The 23,419-nt window shown below is 34.7% G+C and carries 19 protein-coding genes and 1 pseudogene; 6 read left to right on the plus strand and 14 right to left on the minus strand.

From position 1 onward, the window contains the following. The 5 genes and pseudogenes from Q0543_RS00865 to Q0543_RS00885 form a co-directional block, all read right to left on the minus strand. Window positions 1–794, minus strand: a pseudogene (locus tag Q0543_RS00865) (hypothetical protein); the annotation flags it as partial. Then, window positions 795–1,310 (minus strand): LptE family protein, encoded by a 516-nt coding sequence (locus Q0543_RS00870; RefSeq protein WP_299247735.1) that lies wholly within the window; start codon window positions 1,308–1,310, stop codon window positions 795–797. It abuts the pseudogene before it with no gap. Continuing rightward, on the minus strand, window positions 1,288–2,559 hold the full coding sequence (locus Q0543_RS00875; protein WP_299247738.1) for a sigma-54 dependent transcriptional regulator: 1,272 nt from the start codon (window positions 2,557–2,559) through the stop codon (window positions 1,288–1,290). The genes Q0543_RS00870 and Q0543_RS00875 overlap by 23 nt, the downstream gene beginning before the upstream one ends. Window positions 2,560–2,654: 95 nt before the next feature. Continuing rightward, window positions 2,655–4,100 carry a tRNA (N6-isopentenyl adenosine(37)-C2)-methylthiotransferase MiaB gene (miaB, locus tag Q0543_RS00880; protein ID WP_299247741.1) on the minus strand — a complete coding sequence of 482 codons (1,446 nt, stop codon included), beginning with the start codon at window positions 4,098–4,100 and terminating at the stop codon, window positions 2,655–2,657. 231 nt (window positions 4,101–4,331) lie between these two features. Beyond that, entirely contained in the window at window positions 4,332–5,927 is a 1,596-nt protein-coding gene (locus Q0543_RS00885; RefSeq protein WP_299247744.1) for an amino acid permease, read from the minus strand. 235 nt (window positions 5,928–6,162) lie between these two features. On the opposite strand from Q0543_RS00885, the gene Q0543_RS00890 reads away from it, so the two are divergent. From Q0543_RS00890 to Q0543_RS00900, 3 genes are all read left to right on the plus strand, one after another. Beyond that, window positions 6,163–7,410, plus strand: a complete 1,248-nt coding sequence (locus tag Q0543_RS00890) for a DEAD/DEAH box helicase (protein WP_299247746.1) — start codon at window positions 6,163–6,165, stop codon at window positions 7,408–7,410. A gap of 130 nt (window positions 7,411–7,540) precedes the next feature. Beyond that, window positions 7,541–8,251: a hypothetical protein gene (locus Q0543_RS00895; RefSeq protein ID WP_299247749.1), complete on the plus strand. Its 711-nt coding sequence runs from the start codon at window positions 7,541–7,543 to the stop codon at window positions 8,249–8,251. 84 nt (window positions 8,252–8,335) lie between these two features. Further along, window positions 8,336–9,271, plus strand: coding sequence for a bestrophin family ion channel (locus Q0543_RS00900; protein WP_299247753.1), 936 nt, complete (start codon window positions 8,336–8,338; stop codon window positions 9,269–9,271). A gap of 180 nt (window positions 9,272–9,451) precedes the next feature. On the opposite strand, the gene Q0543_RS00905 is transcribed toward Q0543_RS00900, so the two are convergent. The 6 genes from Q0543_RS00905 to Q0543_RS00930 form a co-directional block, all read right to left on the minus strand. Next, a complete protein-coding gene (locus Q0543_RS00905) occupies window positions 9,452–10,282 on the minus strand; it encodes a S1-like domain-containing RNA-binding protein (protein ID WP_299247755.1) in 831 nt (276 codons plus the stop codon). A gap of 236 nt (window positions 10,283–10,518) precedes the next feature. After that, window positions 10,519–11,376 (minus strand): zinc-dependent peptidase, encoded by an 858-nt coding sequence (locus tag Q0543_RS00910; protein WP_299247758.1) that lies wholly within the window; start codon window positions 11,374–11,376, stop codon window positions 10,519–10,521. A gap of 8 nt (window positions 11,377–11,384) precedes the next feature. After that, window positions 11,385–12,662: an anthranilate synthase component I family protein gene (locus tag Q0543_RS00915; RefSeq protein ID WP_299247760.1), complete on the minus strand. Its 1,278-nt coding sequence runs from the start codon at window positions 12,660–12,662 to the stop codon at window positions 11,385–11,387. Further along, complete coding sequence (locus Q0543_RS00920) at window positions 12,659–14,131, minus strand: hypothetical protein (protein WP_299247762.1); 1,473 nt, start codon at window positions 14,129–14,131, stop codon at window positions 12,659–12,661. Before Q0543_RS00920 ends, Q0543_RS00915 begins: the two co-directional genes overlap by 4 nt. Before the next feature lie 46 nt (window positions 14,132–14,177). Then, on the minus strand, window positions 14,178–14,924 hold the full coding sequence (locus Q0543_RS00925; RefSeq protein ID WP_299247765.1) for a C4-type zinc ribbon domain-containing protein: 747 nt from the start codon (window positions 14,922–14,924) through the stop codon (window positions 14,178–14,180). Further along, the gene (locus Q0543_RS00930) at window positions 14,925–16,028 is read right to left on the minus strand and encodes a Nif3-like dinuclear metal center hexameric protein (protein ID WP_299247767.1); all 1,104 of its coding nucleotides are present in this window, start codon (window positions 16,026–16,028) and stop codon (window positions 14,925–14,927) included. Between the two features lie 65 nt (window positions 16,029–16,093). Between Q0543_RS00930 and lpxK the strand changes: the two genes are divergently transcribed. Genes lpxK through Q0543_RS00945 form a run of 3 tightly spaced genes read left to right on the plus strand, consistent with a single transcriptional unit; the run spans window position 16,094 to window position 19,599 of the window. Further along, window positions 16,094–17,134 carry a tetraacyldisaccharide 4'-kinase gene (gene lpxK / locus Q0543_RS00935; RefSeq protein WP_299247770.1) on the plus strand — a complete coding sequence of 347 codons (1,041 nt, stop codon included), beginning with the start codon at window positions 16,094–16,096 and terminating at the stop codon, window positions 17,132–17,134. An 8-nt stretch (window positions 17,135–17,142) separates the two neighbouring features. Further along, window positions 17,143–19,113 carry a putative porin gene (locus Q0543_RS00940; RefSeq protein ID WP_299247773.1) on the plus strand — a complete coding sequence of 657 codons (1,971 nt, stop codon included), beginning with the start codon at window positions 17,143–17,145 and terminating at the stop codon, window positions 19,111–19,113. A gap of 6 nt (window positions 19,114–19,119) precedes the next feature. Further along, window positions 19,120–19,599: a hypothetical protein gene (locus Q0543_RS00945; RefSeq protein WP_299247776.1), complete on the plus strand. Its 480-nt coding sequence runs from the start codon at window positions 19,120–19,122 to the stop codon at window positions 19,597–19,599. A 280-nt stretch (window positions 19,600–19,879) separates the two neighbouring features. On the opposite strand, the gene Q0543_RS00950 is transcribed toward Q0543_RS00945, so the two are convergent. The 3 genes from Q0543_RS00950 to Q0543_RS00960 form a co-directional block, all read right to left on the minus strand. Beyond that, on the minus strand, window positions 19,880–20,080 hold the full coding sequence (locus tag Q0543_RS00950; protein WP_299247779.1) for a hypothetical protein: 201 nt from the start codon (window positions 20,078–20,080) through the stop codon (window positions 19,880–19,882). Window positions 20,081–20,112: 32 nt separating this feature from the next. Beyond that, a complete protein-coding gene (locus Q0543_RS00955) occupies window positions 20,113–21,078 on the minus strand; it encodes a hypothetical protein (protein WP_299247781.1) in 966 nt (321 codons plus the stop codon). Between the two features lie 83 nt (window positions 21,079–21,161). Then, window positions 21,162–23,384: a gliding motility-associated C-terminal domain-containing protein gene (locus tag Q0543_RS00960; RefSeq protein ID WP_299247784.1), complete on the minus strand. Its 2,223-nt coding sequence runs from the start codon at window positions 23,382–23,384 to the stop codon at window positions 21,162–21,164. Window positions 23,385–23,419: the final 35 nt, after the last annotated feature.

Raw genomic sequence — 23,419 nt, forward strand, 5'->3', positions numbered from 1 at the left:
TTTGCAGTTGTTTCAGAAACCTCTATGCTCGGATTTGAAAATTCTGCATCGGAATCTGGTTGAACAAGGATGGAATAACCCGGTACACCATTATCAATGGATTCAATATTCGTAACATCTATGTTTTCAGTATGTACAGCGTTATCAATATCTACTTCAGATGAATGTGTAATGGCAAAAGAAGAAGCGGAAACATTTTCTTTAATAGGTTCAATTTTTGAACTAGGAGGTAAGAGTCCCGCTGCACGTGCCTTAGACTCTTTTAATGCTAAAAGGTTTTCTTCTAATTCTTTTAAAAAGTCATTCGCTTTTTTATCAGCCTCGTGTTTAATATTGAACACTCTTGGCTCTAGTGTTTCTGGCTTTTCAGTTTGTTGAGGTACTGGTACTTCTTTTTCTGTAGGTTGAACATTGGAAATAGGAATTACAGCAGTAGCTGCTGAATCTTGAATTTCTTCTGATAAACGTTCTAGCTTTTGGATGCGTGCAGTATTGGCAACATGTTCTTGCAAAAGTAATTTTGAAGTTCCTTGCGCCTCTAATTCACTCGTATTTGAATACTCTTGTGGTTGCAACAGTTTTTTTAACTTCGTTCTGTCAGAAGTATATAAGGCAGCTTTTCTAGTAAGTTTGGCTGCATGCATGCTACCAATCTCTGTTTGGATTTTGGCTAATAATATATGCGCATTTTGGCAATACGGAAATTGATCAATCAATTCTGTAATGTCCGGAATGTCCTCCTTTGTAAGTTCAGAAGGATTCTTTAAAAGCGCTATGTATCGTTGTTTATTCAATTACCAGTTGGATGTTGTTTCAGTAAATACCATTAAGACTAATTGATCTAATATGGTATTCACCAATTCATTTTCTACTTGTGACAAAGACTGCGTTTGTGCAAAATCTGCATAAAACGAAAAGTCTTTTTTGAATTCTCTATTGTTCAGTTCATCTGTAAACGCAGCATTGATGGTAATGGTTAACCTTGTTTGTCCAGCCGTTTGATTTGCTTGAGGAGCAATGGGTTGTACATAATACTTCGTTATTACACCATCTAATTTCCAATCACCATTTTCCTTTACAACCAATAACTTAGTATTGTTTTGGTAAAAGGATTTGAATTTCTCTGTCAATTGTATGCTCATGGACGGCGGACCGTTACCCGATTGATTGAAAAAGTTTTGAATGGATATTGTTTTAATATTAAGAGGAATACTACCGCCTGTAAAATTATACGTAACACAGCCACTCAATAGTAGGCATAGCAAACAAATTACTGCGAGCGGATACTTAACCATTGCTTTCGTTTTCATCAATTTGGTACAACTTTAATTTACGATACAAGGTACGTTCGGATATGCCTAAATCTTGAGCAGCATACTTACGCTTGTTGTGATTCTTTTTTAATGCTTTTAAAATCATTTCCTTTTCTTTTTCATCTAAAGAAAGTGACTCATTGCTATTGTCTTCTGTGCTGTGATCGATATCTTCCACCACTTCAATGTCTTCGTCTTCATCGCGTGGATTTTTGTGGAATACAAAAGAGGGTTTGCTCGGTAGCGTTTCATCTATAGGTCCGATACTATGAAATAGATCGCTGTGCTTATTGATGATTTGGCTGCCATAAGTTTCTTGTTGCAGAGAATCAAATACCAATTTTTTCAAATCGTTCATATCCTTTTTCATATCGAAAAGGATCTTATACAAAATATCGCGTTCAGAGAAATCATCTGTTTTTATACCATTCCCGGATAAGGCTGGTAAGGTACTTTCAACAGGTAAATATTTTCGGAGTTGTTCTACTTGTACATCACGTTCTGTCTCTAATACAGACATTCGTTCGGCTATGTTTCTAAGCTGACGTATATTGCCAGGGAAACGGTATTTTATAAGTAATTGTTTCGCTTCATCATTCAAGCGAACAGGAGGCATTTTGTATTTTTCTGAAAAGTCGGAAGCGAATTTTCTAAAGATCAAATCGATATCTGTGCCACGTTCGCGCAAAGGCGGAACATATATGGGAACTGTATTCAAGCGATAATATAAATCTTCTCTGAATCTTCCTTTTTGAACAGCTTCTAGTAGATTTACATTTGTTGCGGTAACTACACGTACATCTGTTTTTTGAACTTTTGAAGAACCGACACGAATAAATTCACCACTCTCCAATACGCGCAACAAGCGTGCTTGCGTGCCCAGTGGCATGTCACCAATTTCATCTAAAAAAATAGTGCCACCATTCGTTACTTCAAAATACCCTTTACGTGCATCTTGCGCGCCAGTAAAAGAGCCTTTCTCATGTCCAAATAATTCGGAATCAATCGTCCCTTCCGGAATACCACCGCAGTTAATGGCAATAAATTGTCCATGTTTGCGCGTACTCAAATGATGAATGATCTTAGAAAACGATTCTTTACCACTACCACTTTCTCCTGTAATCAATACAGTCATGTCGGTAGGCGCAACCTGAATCGCAATTTGTATGGCATGATTCAAAGCAGGAGCATTGCCAATGATGCCAAACCGTTGCTTTACGCTTTGTAGTTCCTGATTTAGAGACATGTATTTTAATTATGAATTATGAATTATGTAATAAGTACTAAGTATAGAGTACTTAGTACGAAGTATAAAATAATCTGTACTCAGTACTCCGTACTCTATACTTTCTCTACGATTTCTCCGAACAGCGTACCTCCCGAGCAGCCTGTAATCAATACATCTACATACTGCCCTTTGGTATAATTTTTCTTCGGGAAGATTGCCATCATGTTGCGGCTGTTTCTTCCTTTCAAATCGTTCTCAGATTTTTTGGAAACGCCTTCAATCAATATTCTTTGGACCGTACCGATTTGTGCTTGATTGTGCTCCAACGAAAGTTGACGTTGAACAACAATAATTTCGGTTAGTCGTCTTTGTTTTACATCATCTGGTACATCGTCTGCAAGTTTTTTCGCAGCAGGTGTTCCAGATCGTTCGCTGTATACAAATTGATAGCCAAAATCAAAGTTTGCAAATTTCATCAACGATAAGGTATCTTGATGTTCTTCTTCTGTTTCAGAACAAAAACCTGCAATGGTATCGGAAGAAATGCCGCAATCGTTGCCTAATATTTCACGAATCTTTGTGATGCGTTCCATATACCACTCGCGTGTGTAGGTACGATTCATCAATTCTAGGATACGGGTATTTCCGCTTTGTGCGGGAAGGTGTATGGAGTTACAAATGTTGTTGTACTTTTTCATGGTGTACAACACTTCATCCGTAATATCTTTGGGATGTGAGGTAGAGAAACGTACACGTAAGTCTGAATCGACAAGCGCTACACGTTCCAACAATTGTGCGAAGGTAACTTTTTCGCTAGCATCCTTAGCAGACCATTTGTATGAATCTACATTTTGGCCGAGTAGGGTAACTTCTTTGTAGCCATTCGCAACCAACTCTGTTACTTCTTTCAAAATAGAATCTGCATCTCTGCTGCGCTCGCGACCACGTGTGTAAGGAACAACACAGAACGAACACATATTGTCACAACCGCGCATGATGGATACGAAGGCCGAAACACCATCGCCACTTAAACGCAAGGGACAAATATCCGCATAGGTTTCTTCACGAGAAAGAAATACGTTTACGGCTTTATGTCCGCTGTCTACTTCATTGATTAAATTTGGTAAATCGCGGTACGCATCCGGACCGACAACCATATCTACTATTTTTTCTTCTTCTAATATTTGTTCTTTTAAGCGTTCGGCCATACAGCCCAGCACGCCCACAATCATAGAAGGCTTATTTCTTTTTAAACCTTTGAAATGCACCAATCGGTTACGCACTTTTTGTTCGGCATTGTCACGAATAGAGCAGGTATTGAGTAAAATAACATCTGCATTATCGGGTGTTGAAGTCGTGTCAAAACCTTCTTGCGTAAGAATGGACATTACAATTTCGCTGTCAGAGAAATTCATCTGGCAGCCATAACTTTCAATGTATAATTTACGCTGTTTCCCTGTATTCAACTCTTGTGTAACTCGAGGTAAATCACAAGCAGCTTTTTCCTCTGCTGTTGGTTCAGAAGGAAGTATATCTAAGTCTTGAACGATTTGTTTCATGTAGCTTGAATGCAATATCAGGAATGGTTTGTTCCTTATAGCTGTAATAGACGTAAATATACTAAAAAAATGCTTTATATGACAGAATGGCAGAAAAGTTTTGGGTAGAAAGCTTAATTCTGAAAGTCTAAGGTTTATGATTAAAATCGAGGGGTAATGGTATTCGGTGAATTAATTTCCGTTTGGAATTTGTTTTTTGTCATTTGGAATTTCAACCCCAAATCCTTGAATTTAAGCTTTAGCTAAAATAGAATGTTTCCTCCCATATCCAAAATACACCACTAAACCTACCACCAACCAAATCAAAAAGCGCATCCAATTTTCGTGATGCATGGTAGAGAGCAGTAATAAGTTTAAACACACACCAATGCCTGGTATGAGTGATTTGTTTTTAAAACTACCATAACCAATTGTAATGAAGATACACAAAACGCAAAAATAAATTGGAAGGTGTATCAGATCGAAGGCAAGTTCATTGCTTATGGATTGAAGATATAAGAATGTAATTGGAAGCATGATAAGTGGTAATACATATCGACTGCCAATAAACGGAACCCTAAAAGTATCGGTTGTTGTCGACGGTTTTTTTATCCAGATTCCTGAACAAACAATTAAAAAAGCAAAGAGTGTTCCGATGCTGGTTAGATCGACTACTTGTTTCAAATCTAGAAACAATAGTGGTAGAATGATGCACACACCCGTTAATATGGTAGCTACAGAAGGTGTTTTGTATTTGGGGTGAATGGTGGAAAGTACTTTGGGCAACAGGCCATCTCGACTCATATTCATCCAAATACGAGGCTGTCCGATTTGGAATACCAATAACACGCCTGTCATAGACACAATTGCAGAGAAGGATAGCAAGCCTGCGAATTTATGCAAGCCTGTTTGTTCCAAGGCATGTGCAAGAGGATCGCCAACATTCAATGTATTATAATGTACCATGCCTGTTATCACGAGCGCAATAGCAATGTAGATAAATGTTGAAATAAGGAGTGAAGCAAAGATTGCTTTCGGTAAATCTTTTTTAGGGTTGACGCATTCTTCGGTTGTGGTAGAGAGCGCATCAAAACCAATGTAGGCAAAGAACACTGCTGCAGTTCCTTTAAAAATACCCGACCAACCATTTGGGATAAACGGTTGCCAATTGTCTGTATTGACGGTAGTGAACCCAACAATGATAAAGAGTAAAAGTACCGTGATTTTAAATAGTACCAATACATTATTGGTACGCTTGGATTCTTGTATCCCAATATATACAAGGATGGTAATTAAAAGTGTAATGGTAATGGCAGGCAAATCGAAAATAATTGGGTAGCCAAAGAGGCGAGGAGCTTGCGCAAAGGCTTCCAGTGCTGCTGGCGTTTTTTGTTCCATAGCCGTGAAAACATCCATACTTAACCAATGCGGAAAATCAATCTGTAAGCCTTTCAAAAAAGCCGTAAAATAATCCGACCATGAGATGGCTACGGCCATATTACCTACGGCATATTCCATAAATAAATCCCAGCCAATAATCCAAGCTATCAATTCGCCAAAGGTGATATATGCATAGGTATATGCACTTCCTGAAACGTGTGTAGAAGAAGCAAATTCAGCATAACAAAATGCTGAAAACAAACAGCCACAGGAAGTAATAATAAACAGAAATATAATACCCGGTCCGCCGTCATAGGCAGCCTGACCAATCGTTCCAAAAATACCCGCCCCAATTACAGCTGCAATACCTAAGGCCGTTAAATCTCTAAACGTTAAAGTTCGTTTTAAGCTCGATTCCTCTTGTGGAGGATGATCGATATTTTTTGTTCGGAGCAGTTGATTCCACATACAGTATAAAAAAGCGAATAATATTCAAATAACGAAAAAAGAGAGGATAATGCAATTAGTTTACAAACCTATTTACCTTCAAACCTATAAGGTTTCTATATTGTTTGGTACTATAGTGACAATTAACACTGCTATTCATTTTAGAATACACACTTCGAATTATAAAACCTTATAGGTTTCACTAAGACGTATATCCACCCCATTTATCTAATCTATTTTCCGTATCTTTGATACAATGAAATTTGAACAATACGACCTTGCTCCTGGGATAAAAAAGAGTTTAGCGGAAGCTGGCTTTAACCGTCCAACTGATATACAATTTAAATCTATACCACCAATCTTGGCGGGTGAAGATGTATTGGCGATCGCCCAAACAGGTACGGGTAAAACCGCTGCTTTTGTAATTCCTATTTTAAATAAACTTATCAATGTTCAGAAATCAGAACATACCGACATCTCGTGTTTAGTGTTAGCGCCAACCAGGGAGTTAGCCATTCAGATATCGGAAGTATTTAAAAAAATAGGGACGCATACCCGCTTACGTACAATTTGTATTACAGGTGGTGTTGAGCAAGAAGCACAAATCGCAGCAGCCGATTATGGTATTGATGTATTGGTTGCGACTCCTGGTAGAATGTTTGATTTGATTTATCAAAAACATATAAAAATAACGAAAGTTAAAATATTGGTATTGGATGAAGCCGATCACATGTTGGATTTGGGCTTTTACAAAGATATTCAAGATGTAAAGAAGTTTCTTCCCCCAAAACACCAAACCTTATTTTTCTCTGCTACTATTAATGAAGAGGTTAAGAAGTTGGCCTATTCCTTGGTTAAAAATCCGATACGCATTCAAATTGCACCCAAAGATCGTGTTTCAAAAAACATTACACATTCGGTTGCTTTTATCAATATGGACGATAAGCGCTTCTTCTTAGAGCGTTTGCTTAAAGAACATCCCGAAAGTAAGGTGATTGTATTTGTGCGTACACAAGTGCGTGCAGAACGTGTACAAGCCGCCATGCTTCGAGTTGAAATACCATCGGTTACCATGCATGGTGGTAAAGAGCAGGAAGATCGCACAGATTCTATGGATAAGTTTAGAAGTGGAGAGGTTAAGGTGTTGATTGCAACAGATATTAGTGCTCGTGGTATTGATATTGAAGGAGTAGAGTATGTAGTAAATTACGACATGCCTGAGCTTGCAGAAAACTATGTACACCGAGTGGGTAGAACTGGTAGAGGTGTTTCTAAAGGATCTGCTATTTCTTTCTGTAGTTTGGAAGAGAAGTCTGTTTTAGAAGAAGTGGAAACTTTTTTAGGAAAGGAAATTAATGTGATTGAAATTACAGGAACTGATTACGATACAACCTTGGCTTTGACCGAAGATGTGAATGATAATTGGAAAGCATTGTTGAAAGAAGCAGATGCAGAAATGAATCCGAGCTATGTTCCTAAGAAAACGAAGAAAAAGAAAAAGTAAATCGTTTCAATAAATGGTAAATTTACAAGTATTGGTTCATTTTGTATAAAAAATCGGTCTTAAACCTTTATACATTTGTATATAATAATTACTTCAATTAGTTTTACTTATTAAATTAATCTTAAATAATATGAAAAAAATACTATCGATACTAGCAATTGCTTGCTCTTTGTTTGCAAGCACCGCAACATTCGCACAAATGAAAGGTTCGGGACAAGAAGCGGCAACCAATAAAGGGGATTTTATTCTTGACTTTGGAGTTGGAGTTGGTGGGGGTGATTATAATGGATTTAATCATTATAATTATAGCAATGGAAATGGTTATAATTATGGTGGAAACTGGAATGATAATTATTCAAATAAATTACAAATACCAACTTTTTCTATTTCATTGCAAAAGGCTTTTTGGGATGATATTACTATAGGAGGTGAAATTGCTTTTAATGCATTTGGTTCTGAAAGAGATTATCATCAAAATGATGACTACTATCAACATTCTAAATATGCTCAAACCAATACATTTATTTTAGCAAGAGGTGAATACCACTTTAATCGTTTAATTGGTCTAGCTCCTAAATATGATTTGTATGCTGGTGTGAATGCAGGTGCAAGAATTAGTATGGAAAAACAAAAAGAAGTTTATGAAGGTTGGGGTACACATGGTCAAATAGGTAGCTGGAGAAATGATTATGCGGATAGAACATATTCTAATGTCGGTCCAGCAGGTGGTCTTTTTGCTGGATTTAGATTATATTTCACGCAAAAAACGGCTGTTTATGCTGAAGTTGGTGTAGGTTCAGCAGTAACAAACATACGTGCAGGTTTAGCTTGGAGATTATAATTAAAAATAATTATTAAAAAAAAGCAGTCTTTGTAATTTACAAAGACTGCTTTTTTTTAATCAAAAATTTGAGCTGTTAACCATATGATAGTTAAGTATCGATTTAATGTTAAGGATATATTTGAAATCTCTAAAGAGAATATAGCATATTCCTTAACAATCGTTTTTATAGCAATTGTTTTAAAAGTTACCAATTATTATCATGATTGGGGCGTTCCTGGCACAGTGACTGCCGTATTGGGTACTGCATTAGCTATCTTGTTGGGTTTCTCTAATAGTCAAGCCTACGATCGTTGGTGGGAAGCACGTAAAGCATGGGGAGCAATATTAAATGATAGCAGATCTTTTGCAAAGCAATTGTTGACCTTTGTCGGTACTGGTCCTGATGATGTATGTTCTCATAAACCCATACATGAAATTATAAATAGACATTTTGCGTATGTAAATGCGCTTCGAATGCAACTCAGAGATGAGAAATTATCTCCTAAATGGAGAAAAGAGTTATTAAAGTACTTATCTGTTGAGGAATTTAACTTCGTAACAGCGAAGCACAATACTGCCACACAATTGATGTTGTCTCAATCGAATGCAATCAACGACTTACATAAAAAAGAATTTATAAGTGAATTTAGACACATGCAAATCGATTTGATGTTAACCAATTTTTATACCCACCAAGGTATAGCGGAACGGATAAAATCAACTCCATTTCTACCAACCTATCATTTCTTTTCAAACGTTTTTTTGTATTTCTTCATCACCTTATTACCGTTTAGTTTATTGTCAGAAGTTGAAATAGCAACCACTACATGGATATTATTACCTATAACGGTTATTATTGGTTGGGTATTTCACATGATTTATTTAAACGGCAGTGTTTATGCCTATCCCTTCAGCAACAATCGTTTTGATACACCCATGACTTCTATTTGCAATACAATAGAAATTGATTTAAAGGAAATGATGGGGGATGAAACGATACCTGAAAAGTCTGTTCCTATTAATGGGGTATTGATGTGAAATAAGATTCTCACAGGCTGCATTAGATCATTTCGGGGTGTATACTATAGAAGGATTAGCGATAGAACAAAACCTAAAGGCTACACACCACATTTTCACTTAAAATAGAATATGAATTTAAAAATAAAGACCTTCGTTTGTAATAAACGAAGGTCTTTATTTTTAAAAGATACGTAATTTTTATACAAGATAAATTCCATCTTCTTCAAGACGAATAATACCTTGTTTGTATAAACCACCAATTGCTTTTTTGAAATTCTTTTTACTCATTTGCAGACGAAACATGATTTCTTCGGAATCACTTTTATCCGTCAATTTCAATACACCACCAGCGGAACGAAGTTTGGTCAATATTTTTTCTGCGGAATCTTCAATCTGACTGTAACCAGTCTTTTGTAAGGTAACATCTATTTTACCTTCTTCTCGAATGTTTTTAATATACCCTTCTACTTTATCACCGATAGAAATATGGGTAAATAAATCGTTGTGATAAATGATGCCCTTGTATCGATTATTGATTATGACATTTACGCCAAGGTCACTTGTGTAACAGATTAGTAACTGAACTTTTTCACCAACCTCTAGGCTTACATGTTGTTTTTCAATGAAGCCTTCAATTTTGCTAGATGCCGCTAATCTACCCGTACGTTCATCTAAATACAAATAGACAGGGTAGCGCTTACCAACCTCCATCGCTTTGCTTTGCTCTCTAAATGGCACCATTAAATCCTTCTCAAGTCCCCATTCTAAAAATGCACCCGTACTATTTACATCTTTGCATGTCAAGCAGGCAAATTCATGCAATCTAATTTTGGGTTCTAAATTGGTAGCAATCAATCGATCTTCTGAATCCTTATAAATAAATACATCAATATCATCGTCTACCTTTAAATCGTCGGGTACGTATTTGTTGGGTAGTAGCAATTCTTCACCCGCATCGTTACCCAAATACATACCAACGCTTGTCATGCGTAAAGCTGTTAATACATTATTTTTTCCTACTTCAATCATTCAAATGGTGTTCTATAGAGACAAAGATATGTAATTCAGATGCGATTCGTACACAATTGGTATAATTTTGCTCATGATTCAACTTTTGTAATACCATTAAAGGCAATGAATGGATAAAATAGAGGTTGAATTCGTATCATTACATTACACAAATAAACTGCATTGTTCAAACAATTATAAGTCTGAAATGAATACAATTTATTTGGTATCTAACCAATGAATATTATGAACCACTGTTAACGTACAATTGGATTTTGATGATTTATTGGGTCCAAATTCAATATAATTGTTAGGTAATTATAAATCTCTGGTTCATTTTTTCTCAATTGATTCGGCATTTCAAAAAAATACTCAATACTTACAGCAAACAACTCCTCAGAATTACTAAATGCATAATCACGCATAAAAGCATTTCCAGAATGTTTTTGTATTCGATTTGTTGCATAATGATGAAAATTTCTAAGTGCATCTTTATCCATAAAGCAGTGCTCGGTATCGTGTAATGTTGAGTCTTCAATTTTTAAGGCATGGGCCATTTCGTGATAACCAACATGTACGCCATCATTTTTAATTTGAGCGCCTTCAATAAAAGCTTTCCAAGATAATTTAATCACTCCATTTGTTTGTACTTCACCTAGATGATAACGTTGGGTAGTAGCCGAAAAATATTTTTCTGGATAAATTACGATGCGTCTAAAATGTTCATAAATAGTAGGGAAGTGACCAAATGCTATTTGTGTCGCAGTTCCAGCTACCAATAATTTCATATCTGCCGTAACGTTCAAGCCACCTCTTCCTTCAAATATTTTTTTATGAATAAAGTATTTGACATTGCATTCAAACTTTCTCTTGTTTCTGGCATTCAAATTTCTGTAAAAAGAATTGTTATATTCAAGGGTTCCTTTTTCCTGAATGGTTAATCGATAATGGAACAATATGTGTTGATTAAAAAGAAAATTTGATGCACCTGTTGCAACTTTAAAAACAGAATACCCCAACAACGTAAATGAAAGCCAAAAAGCTAAAATAAATAGAACCAGACCTGGTAGTACAAAATTTGAATTATTTACAAAGGTTTCTAGTTCATTTTCCATCCGACTACTTACGATAAAATTGCCAACATGGGTTCAATTTTTAACATGCATTCATCATATTCTGTTGCTGCGTCTGCATAAACCGTTATGGCACTCCCGGCTTCCATGAATACTTGGTTGCTTTCTGCATTATAAAAAATACTTCGTATCAATACATTAAAATCAAAGTCATCGTTTGGGTCCATGTAACCAATCGTTCCTGAAAATGGTCCGCGTGCACATACTTCTGTTTCATCAATGCAATTCATCGCACTCACTTTGGGTGCACCTGTCATGCTTCCCATCGGGTATGCTTGTTTGATAACTTCTATGCTGGAGAATGCAGGGTCTTTTGTCGCACGTATGGTAGATATCAGTTGATGCACATTTGGAAAGGAATAGATACCACTTAATTCAGGCACTGTGACACTACCAGGAATAGATGTGCGAGATAAATCGTTGCGCACCAAGTCAACAATCATGGTATTCTCTGCTTTTTCTTTTTCAGAAAGACTTAATGTTTTCTTGAATGCTTCATCTTCAAATTGGTTGCTTCCTCGCTTGCTTGTTCCTTTGATGGGCTGAGAGTAAATGGTTGAATCTACTTTTTTAATAAAGCGTTCTGGTGAAGCGGATAAAATATAGTCCTGTTCAAATTTGTAACAACAGGAAAAGGGCATGGGATTTTTCGCTGTTAATTTTAAATACGTTTCTACTGGATTTAACGTACCTGTGCCTGTAAACGGAATACAATAATTAATTTCATACGCATTTCCTTCTTGAATGAATTTTTGAATGCGTGTTACTTGATGAATGTATTCATCTCTTGTTACGAGATGGCTTATTTTGATGGGGGTATCTCGTTTTGTAATCTCGGTATGTTGAAATGTATTTATTTGATTGACAATTCCACTTGCATCACCTTTCAATATGTGAATTTCAGTTGCTGTAATTTCCCATACATGTTTGGGTATATTGATGGTGGCAGCTTTGAAATCTATTGGTTGTTTCTTGTTGGTTTGTACTGCTTCGACACTATTTTTTGCATCGTAGGAAAGGAAGGTGAACAACCAATCCATAGGGTAGTTGTTTCTTGTTTGCTCCAATGCTTCAAAAATTTTTGTTGTGTCTGTTATCTGAAGGCTATAATCAGAACCGAATGCAATTAGATGGCGAAATGCTTTTTGCGGATAATGCACATATTGATTTGGATTTAAGTAGGTAAACGTATCTGCGTTTTTATCCAACCAAAACAATGTCTTTCGAATGAAAGTATCTATATCTTCTGTTAAAGCGATGCGTTTCATTTTAGTTCACTCAAAGAAATCTTTGCTTTTTGTTCGATGCTATTTTCGTATTCGTGATTCTTATACGCAATTGCTTTATGAAAATAATTGCGCGCTAAATTATTATTATGATGTTCTGCGTAAATATAACCTAGTTGCAAGGCTGCATTGGGAGCGTAGTAATAATTATTTTTTTTTTTTTTTGATAAGTTTATAACTTTTACATAGTACTGAATACAATCATTTTGCCTGCCGGTTTTTTGATACAAGCGCGCAGCTCTGTAATAATATTCAATCTTATCTTTCTTTGTTTTTAAATCGCTTAAATTTGTAGTGTTGAATGCTTCAAAGGCTTTTGTGTAATATCCTCCATCGGTAAAATAGCGAAGTTTTGTGAGTTGCTTATTTGGGAGCTCATTACTTAACGCAATTTTTTGAGCATATTTATCGGATTCGTAGGTAGCTTGACCAATATTTTTTATTGTATTCCAATACGTCAGTGCTGTTTCATCTTCGTCGTTCAACCAATACGATAAAAATAATTTAAAAGTAGCGTCCTTTAATAAGTTTTTGCCTTTAAACATTTGAATGTAACGGTTAAAATAATAACGCGATTCGATGTATTTTCCTTGCTGTAATAACAGATCTCCCTGTAAATAATCTATTGTAGGAATAGATAGGTATGCATTGGTTTTGGAAATTGTTTCGATTTGTTGAATGGCTTCTTTTGAATTTCCTTTTTTGCCCAAAACGGAAGCATATAAAAAGGTATATAAAATATTGTTCGGATATCTATTATCAAGATATTTCATTGTTTCCAAACCTGGATCTCGATTCAAAATATATTGTTCTGCAATAATTTTAATTAAATATCCTTCTTGTAAATAAATGGTTTTGCTATCGATTACATCTTGTATCATTTGCATACCCGTTGTTATGTTTCCTTTAAATCCAAGGGATGATGCGATCCAAGCATGAGAATTTGGTATGGAACCAATCAGAATATTTAATAAACCCAAAGATTTTTTAGTGGGTACAAACGTTGCGTGTAGTTTTAAATTTTCATTTAAAAGACTTAATGCTTGCTTGGTTGCAACTGCAGCAGCTACCTCATCATTAAATTTCATCTTCGTAAATGCCCACTGAAGTTTGATTTCAGCCAAACAAAAATTATGATAGGGCGATGAAGCTAGATTGTTTGATTGAATCAACTTGAGGTAAGCAGATTCGCAGGATTTAATTTGAGTATATTTTGTTTCGTCTTCTGAAAATAATAGGGCAGTGGTTTCTGCTAATGATAATAGGTAAACAGGTATTCCGTTTTGCGGGTCACGAAGCTGCTCTGTATTGATGCGTGTCTTTGCCTCAATGATTTTTAATTGAATAATTTCTTTGTAAGCTAATTCGAGTTCTGAATTAAAATAATAACTCGAATAGGAGGGGAATGAAAAAAGTAGACAGAATAAAAAAGGGTGTATTCTTAGATACACCCTTTTTTGAATTAAATATGTAATACAATTCTTTAACAAAGAATTATTATTTTTTTAATGTTTCCATTACGAATTCTACGTTCGCTAAAATACGGCCGCAATGTTCACATACGATGATTTTCTTTCTTTCACGAATTTCACCTTGACGTTGTGGTGGAACTGTGTTGAAGCAACCTCCACAAGCATTACGTTTCACAGAAACTACTGCTAAACGATTGCGGAAGTTGTCTACTAATTTATTGTAGGAATTCAACAAACGATCTTCAATTTGCTTTGCAGCTTTTTCGCGATCTTTGTTTAATTTAACTTCTTCTTCTTGGCTTTCTGAAATGATTACATCAAGTTCTTGTTTTTTATTCTCAAGATCTTTTCTACGTTCACTTAAATTGTGCTCCGTTTTTTTAATCTCTTCTTTTTTGAACTCGATTTGTTGAAGCGCTTCTTTTATTTTTTTATCAGAAACCTGCATTTCTAATTGTTGCAGTTCAACTTCTTTACTGATTGCATCAAACTCACGGTTGTTACGCACGTTCTTTTGTTGCTCTTCGTATTTCTTTATAAGCTTTTCAGATTCTTTAATACCATTTTTGAAGTTTTTGATGCCTTCATCCATAGAATTGATTTCACCTTCATGCTTTGATAAACGGGTTTCATACCCTGCTAATTCATCTTCTAGATCTCTAACTTCTTCCGGTAAATCACCTCTTACCTTTATAATTTCATCTAACTTTGAGTCGATTGATTGAAGCTTGACTAAAGCATCTAATTTTTGAGCGATTGTAGTTTGTTCCATTTACAGTTGATAATAACCGATAGGGTTTGTATGAATACTCGTTAAAACGATTGCAATATTAACAAATTTTTTCGTCAAAACAGTGAATAATAATTCTTTTGTGTGAATTTCACTTTCATAATGTCCAATATCACATACTAAAATACGGTCTTCAGCATCAAAAAAATCGTGATATTTAAAATCTCCAGTAATTAAAACGTCTGCTTGTGAGGTAATTGCATTTTTTAATAAAAAACTTCCAGAGCCACCACAAAGAGCAACTTTTTTTATTTCACCTGTGAAAGCAGTCGTAAATCGTACACAAGAAAGTTCTAATGTTTTACTAATATATGCTAAGAAATCCCTTGGTTGCATCGGTTTTTCTAAATCCCCAATACAGCCGCTACCTACCTGATTATGTTGGTTTAGCAAAGGAATGAGGTCAAATGCTGGCTGTTCGTAAGGGTGATGTGTATATAACGCAGCTACCACGGTTGATTCCAAATAATTGGGATACATAATTTCAACCCTATTTTCGAGTACTTTTTCTTTTTTACCAACTTCTCCGATATGTGGATGTGCTCCTGCAAGCGGCTGAAAAGATCCTTCGCCTTGTATCACAAACGAACACTCACTATACTGACCAATAGAACCTGCACCTGTTTCAAATATTCCTTTCAGAACCATTTCCGTATCCGCAATAGGTATATAGGTTACGAGTTTTGAAAGTGTGCCTTTTTTAGGTGCAAGTACCTGTACATTTTGTAAGCCTAGTTTTTGGGCAAGCATACCACTTACACCATGTTCTAAATTATCTAAATTAGTGTGTATGGCATAGATGGCTATGTTGTGCTGGATAGCTTTGATTATAATCCGTTCTACATAATTGGCACCAGTAAGTTTCTTTAATCCTGAAAATATAACGGGATGATGCGCTACAATTAAGTTGCAATTTTTGCTAATAGCTTCATCTATAATATCTTCTATAACATCCAAACAAACTAGAATACCTGTGCAGGGTTCTGTTTTATTACCTACCAATAATCCACAATTGTCATACGACTCTTGATAGGATAGTGGTGCAAAATTTTCTAAAAAAGAAATAATTTCAACGATACGTGGCATAAGATTTGTGAAAATGAGCCTGACTTTGCAATTTGCCTAAAATTTAAGAACAGTATAAATATAACGTGATTTTTCTAAAAATTTTATTATTCCCTTTTACAATCATTTATACAGGTATTACTATCTGTAGGAATAAAATGTATGATCTAGGTTTTTTTACGAGCGAACAAGTACCTGTTGCTGTAATCTGTGTAGGTAATTTAAAAGCAGGCGGTACAGGTAAGACGCCGTTTACGCAATACCTAGTAAATACCTATTCAAATACGTATAAAACGGCAGTTTTGAGTAGAGGATATGGCAGAAAAACGAAAGGATTTGTATTGGCAGGTGTAGATTCTACCATTCACGATATTGGGGATGAATCCTTTCAGATTTATTCGCATGCAAATAATAACTATGTTGTGGCGGTGTGCGAAGACCGTGTGCAAGGTGTAAAGGAATTATTGAACCTATATCCCGATCTTAAATTGGTTATTTTGGACGATGGATTTCAACATCGAAAAATTAAGCGTGATGTTAATGTATTGCTAACGGAGTATAACGATCCATTTTATGCGGATTGGGTGTTACCTTCTGGAAGGTTGAGAGAATGTAAAATTAGTGCTGCACGTGCAGATGTTGTAGTGGTTACAAAGACACCAAGTACCTATAAGCCTCTATCTCATCAAGGCTTTTTACCCTACATAAAACCTCGTGTACCTGTTCATTATACAGGCATTTCGTATGGTTCATATCATACGTCAATTGACATACAACCTCTTAAAAATAAAGTAATTGTAGTTACAGGAATTGCTAACGCAATACCTGTTTTAACATATTTAAAAGAACTGAATCTGGATGTTGTAAAGCATTTTAACTTTTCAGATCATTACGCATTTACCTCTAAAGATATCAACTTGGTGGAAGAAGTATGCAAAAGTTATGATTCCGTTCAAATCATAACTACTGAAAAAGATTGGGTTAAAATTGTACCTTTGTTAAAAGAAGTTAAGTCATCAACTATGTGGGGATATATTCCTATAGAATTAACCGTATATAGCAATGAACATGCACTTCTGGATTTGGTTCAACAAAAAATAGATAAGAGACTCTATAGTCTTTCATAATAAATCGAATGATTTTACATAATCCTGTAAGTACGTTAAACTGGTTAATACTTTTTCTGATAGGAATTTGTTTTTCTTCTCATGCTCAAATTTTAAACGATAGTACCCAGCAATTATATGGGTACCACAGTATGCGTTATGGTACCGAAGAAGATGTATTTCTGAATAGAGGATTACATAGAGAAATCGATAGTAGCTTAGCAAGTATACAGCGCTACGGGTACATTTATAAAAACAGTCAATACAGTCAAGACTTAGGTAATTGGTCTACACCCATAAAATGCATCACTTCTTTTATACCCAATCAATTGGGTGTTCAAACAGGTTTTACAGCTTTTGATCCGTATGAAAATAAAGCAGATGATATTAAATATTTTGATACGAAATCACCCTATGCAGAATTAAAATACTATCAAGCAAGTAGAGGGCAACAAAGTTTAGATGTTGCTTTTTCTAGAAATATAAATGCCCAGTGGAATGTAGGTGTTGATTTACGACGTATTGTTTCAAAAAAAATCATTGGATACGTGCAACGTAACGATAGACAAGCAGAGCATTATGCATTTGATTTTTATGTTTCTCATCATTCTAAAAATAACCGCTATTTTTTGCTTGCAACGTTTAATTATTTAGAAGCACACAATTTTGAGACAGGAGGGATTAGACCCGACACAACAAATGGAAAAGTAGATGATAAAACTGATTTGTTTGACAATCAACTTGAAAAAGTATACTTGGCTTACAATAGTACGCGCTCTTTAGATAAACGATATAATTATCGTGTGTATCAGCACTACAGTATTTTACCTGAAAATGCATTACAGGTATTTTACCGTCTTGATTACTCATATAGAGTGAATAGATATGATGATAATGCATTGGCATCTAATACGGGCTTCTATAAGCAATTCACGGATTATAATACTTACGGAAGATTTAGCTTTCAGCAAATAACGGATAGAACAGATTTTAATTTAATTGATAATAGAGCTGGAGTAAAAGGTTCTAGGCATAATTTTTTTTATTCGGCATATGTAAAGGATCGATATGTGACACGTTATCAATCAAAACAATTTATAACCTTTGATCCGCTCCAAACACAAACGAATGAATTGTATGCTGGCGGTCAACTAAGAACCTATATTGATAGTTCTCAGGTTTCATATATCGAAGCTAAAGCTGAATATCAGATTATGAATAGTGGTAAAAACGCTGATAATAATTATATGCTAGCTGCAAATGGTACATATAAAGGTTTTTTGGTTGAAGCATCTACTTGGAATGTTTCACCAACCATGCTACAAAATGCATATAGAAGTAACCTTACATCTTGGGATAATAGTTTCAAACTTCAAAAAACCAATCGTGTATTCCTTCAATATGCGATGAAAAAAAAGAGAATCGATGTAATTCCGTCTATAGCAATAAGCTCATATAACAATTATATATACTTTTCACAAGCAGGTAATCCTTCGCAATTTACAAATACATTAACACACATTCAGCCAAAGTTAGGCCTTAGGTTTAATTTATGGAAAGTTCATATCTATAATGAATTTCAATACAATCAATTAAATAAGGATGGGTCAACATATTTGCAAATGCCCAAATATGTAAATGCAACCCAATTGTTTGTAGAAGCTTGGTTGTTTAAACGTGCTACACTATTGCAAACTGGTTTCGATGTACTTTATAGAAGCGCTTATCAAGCAAACGGCTACAATCCATTGATACAACAATTTTATGTAACACAATATTCAGGTACTGAAAATGCAGGTACGGATTTAAAGAATTTTAATTATGTAAACCAATTTGTTGTGGTTGATTTTTTTGTGAACATGCAAATACGTACCGCTCGTTTGTTTGTAAAAGTATCCAATATCGGGGGATTATTTGGTAAAGGATATTATGCAACACCGTATTATACGGGTATCCCTTGGACGATTGATTTTGGTATTAGCTGGAGATTTTTTGATTGATGTCGTATGAAAGCAGCAACTATTAATGAATTAAAAAAAGAGTTGACAGCACTGCCTCCTAAACAGCTTGTTGAATTGTGTTTGCGATTGGCTAAGTATAAAAAGGAGAGTAAAGAACTGTTAACGTATTTGATTTTTGAATCTGATAATGAGTCGGATTATATACGAGCAATAAAATCGGATATGGATGTTCTTTTCGAAGAATTGAATATGGATAATTATTATTTTGCTAAAAAAGGACTTCAAAAAATAGTTCGATCGATTTCAAAATACATTAAATATTCAGGAATAAAGAATACGGAGATTGAAGTACTCATGTATTTTTGCAAAAAAATGAAAGCTACGGGTATTAAAATTGGGTATAGTCCTGTGATTGAAAATTTGTACAATAGACAGCTTACTAAAATTAAAAAATCAATAAGCTCTTTGCATGAAGATTTACAATTTGATTACCAGCAAGAAATTGAACAGTTAGAGGAATATTAAAAGGTTTTTGTATTTTTTGTTTTTGAAACACGCAATTTTAAAACGTTTCGAACATTCTTTCTTTTCAATCATTCATCGTTGCTCTTTCTGCATCCATCTCTACCTGTATATGGAACTTGTTGCTAGTCCTTAGCGAAGAGTCACTAGTAGCTACTATTTTGTAGTGTTAGACTTCTTTTTTATTTTTGGTTGGATGCAACTAAAGCCTTTAAAATGTTAAATACTGGATAGTCTTTACTGCAGACACCGTAATAACAACGATAAAATACCCTTTGAAACATCATAGTTCAAACAATTCATAATCTTTTCCTTTTCCATACATTAGAAAATCTGCTAAATTATATTTTTCTAATGTAGATAAATCTTTCAATAGAAAATCAGAATCGCTTATACGCTCAAGTACTATAAATTCGTGTCGTTCACCATAGTTGACGATGTAATATTTTTTTCCTATGCGTATTGTATCGATTGAAATGGACATGTTTTATTAATTACTTTATTTGTAAAATTAGATTAAAAGAATGCCGCCATAGATACAAAGAATATGTTTAAAATTAAATAACTCCCAATCATAATTCTTGATCCATAATAATTTGAGGCAAATGCTTTCGAAAGTTTGTTGTGTTCGTATAATTTTATACAGTATGCATTTAAGAAGATTGTAAAGAATATAAATAAGAACGTGATGGAGTGTAAGGTATCAACCAATGTATATTCTGATGTTTCTGGCAATAAGGAATCAATTATATATTTATTACCAACAGCAGCAAATAAACCACCTACAGGGAGTGCAAATCTAGATTCTGTTTCTTTTAAGTCTATAAAAAAACTAATGCTTCCAATGAAAAAAGCAATGTACATACCCAAGAAAATTTTCATAAATAAACCCATTGCATTTCTTTCAAGGGTCATTTTAATATTGAATGTGTCATAATCTGCTTTATTATTATGAACTCTTGGGTCACCAAAAGCAGTTTGATATTCATTCACGCCTCGCATTACCTTAAAATCTTTTATTTTCCATCCATCAACATTCATAGTTGGTGCAAAATTACTACCTAAAGAGTCTACTTCAAAAACCAGCCAGTTTTTGTCGTACAAGGTATTCTCTACGGAAACATTTATATGTTGCTCATCAAAAGGATAATCGTTTACATTCCATGATTGCTTCATCACAGATTTCATTTTCATCAATACCCATGTCTTGCCATTTATAGTATCTACCTGCACTTCGGGCTTCTCTAAACTTTTTGCATTTGGAAGTTCAACTTGATTGGTAAAATCAAAATCTTTATTGTTATATAAAAACCATAACCAAAAACGCATGGTATATTCTTTGTCATGAAAATTTATATCATGCAAACTTAAAATATAACTTCCAACCTTTACCGTGTCTGGATGTGTAGGAATTGCTTGTAATTGTATACTTATTACGAATGAAGTTATAAGTAATATTATTTTATTTTTAATGAATGCCATGCAATTAAACTTTTAAATTTTGGCACGAGTTCTATTTTCAATGAGGCATTTCGACCAACTGCCTGCACACGATATTGATTTTTTTAACGAATGACATGTAGCCAGCCTTTTAAATTTCTTTTGTTTTTATAATGTGTTAGGCTATAGTAATACAAACCATCAGCCAATTCACCGGAATCAATATTGTTGTTGTATGGATTTTTTGCATATACCAATGCACCCCATGAATTATATATTTTTAATTCATACGTATTGTCTTGTAGGTCTTTTATCTCAAAGTAATCATTTTTACCATCTCCATTTGGTGTGATTAGATTATATACTTCTATGTAAATGGAGCAATCTATCTCAGTGAAAATTTTATTTCTACAACCAAAGCTATCTGTTAATGTTACCCAATAAATACCATTATCTGTTTTTTGAGTATGTAAATATGGACTGCTACTGCCATCATACCACGAGTACGCGCTATAGTTTGGCGGTGCAGTTAAATCAACCAACGGACTTGCACAAGCTACTTGATTATCAGTTGGAGTATATTGTATGATGCCATTTGGCAAGGGAAGGCTAGTAATAATGACGGAATCTTTACTTACACAACCATGGGTATCTTTTGCGCTGACTTTGTAAGTATTCGATTTAGATACAACGATACTGTCTGTTTGGGCAAATGTAGACCATACAAATTTATTAAAGCCAGAATTGGTGCGAATAACAATTGTTTCATTTGCACAAATGCTATCATCTTTATTTTTAATAATGGGCCCTGATTGTGGGAAAAAGGATATGTGAATGCTATCTTCAAATGTGCATCCTTCCTTGATAACACGTACATAATAAGTACCTGAATCTTGCGTAAAAATTCGTGATGTAGTTTCTCCATTTGGCAACCATTGATAACTGTCTTTTTGAATTCCAGCCGAAAGTTCAATAGTAGTGTTGGCACAAATTGTTGTATCAGACCCCAAGCTCGTAAATCCGAAATCTGAGAAATAACCATATCGAAAGCCCGTTTCATCTGAAGATCCATTCATAAGTCCCAAATGAAAATAACCAATTGAATTTGTTAATAGGTTTGCTTTTAAAGCGGGTATTTGAGAAGTTGTAAATTCAATACTTGCATACAGCCAATTACTAGCGCCAATGACAGGAGCAAAGTCCGTCGCTTTGATAAGGGTTGTATTTCCATTTAATGAGAAACTATTTTGAGAGCCTGTTTTTGTTAGTATGTTTAAAACAAGTGTTTCATCGTTTGAACGAATAAAACCAACTGCTTTTGAACCCGTGCAATTAATTTGAGGTAAAATTGCTTCTGCTAATTCATTCCCTAAACCTGTAAGATGGAGCACATAAATTGGTTCTGATGCATGTATTAAAACCGATTGTGAGATAGGTATTTCTAATTGCATTCCTTTGTTTAGGACAGCAATTGGAGTGGCATCTCCTTTGGTATAAATAGATGTATTATCTTTTGTTGCTAACACATACGCATAATCATTATCGGTACCAATATTTGCTATATGTTTGATAACAATATAATCTGTGCCCAACTGGCTAAGCGGGATCAATTGATCTCCACCTATATCCCAATTGTTCCCTTTAAACATGGAATCATCTTTTACAGTTACTGCAATTGGTTTGGTAGATTGTATGTGCGAACCTGTAGGTCTATTTATAGCTTCAGTAAAAAAGGCTCTGCCACTCCAGGTCTCACCCTTGTTTAAGATAATGGTGAATGGAATATTTGGAGCATATGAAACGATGGCTTGAGTAGGAGTAATGGTAACATGCGTATTATTTTCTGTTGCTACAATATCAAAAGAGGCGTACGCATTTATATTTAGATAATTATCAAAGCGTGTTTGAAATGGGGTGTAAAATTCTGTGCCAAGTGCATTACGTCCTTTTAGCGTAAACAAATCACTATTGGTACCTTTTCCATAAGAGTTGGAACCAAATATTTCATAATACACATATATTTCAGTTGTAGAAATTATATGTAAACCTTTGGGAGAAATAATATCTGCTTGATCATTTTCAATTAGATATAGCCATCTGGTTATATCTAATGAATACGAACTATTTGCCTTTAATTGTATTGTAATGGCATTGATGGCTGGGTTTGCAGGTACTTCAATTTTAATAGTACTTGGTTTGTCAAAAGATTGGAACCGAATATAAACAGGAGTTCTTCCGTTGCTTGGATTGGCATACGGTGCCGCAAACCAAAATTCTTTATCTATTTGAGCGAATGTAGTATTTGAAAGAAATAGAAGAAGTATTCCAAGTAGCAATCTGTTATTCATTGCTAAAAATACAAAGTATTTCAGTTATAATAAAC

The sequence above is a fragment of the uncultured Cytophaga sp. genome (assembly GCF_937863595.1).
In the GTDB taxonomy this organism is placed as follows: Bacteria; Bacteroidota; Bacteroidia; order Cytophagales; family Cytophagaceae; genus Cytophaga.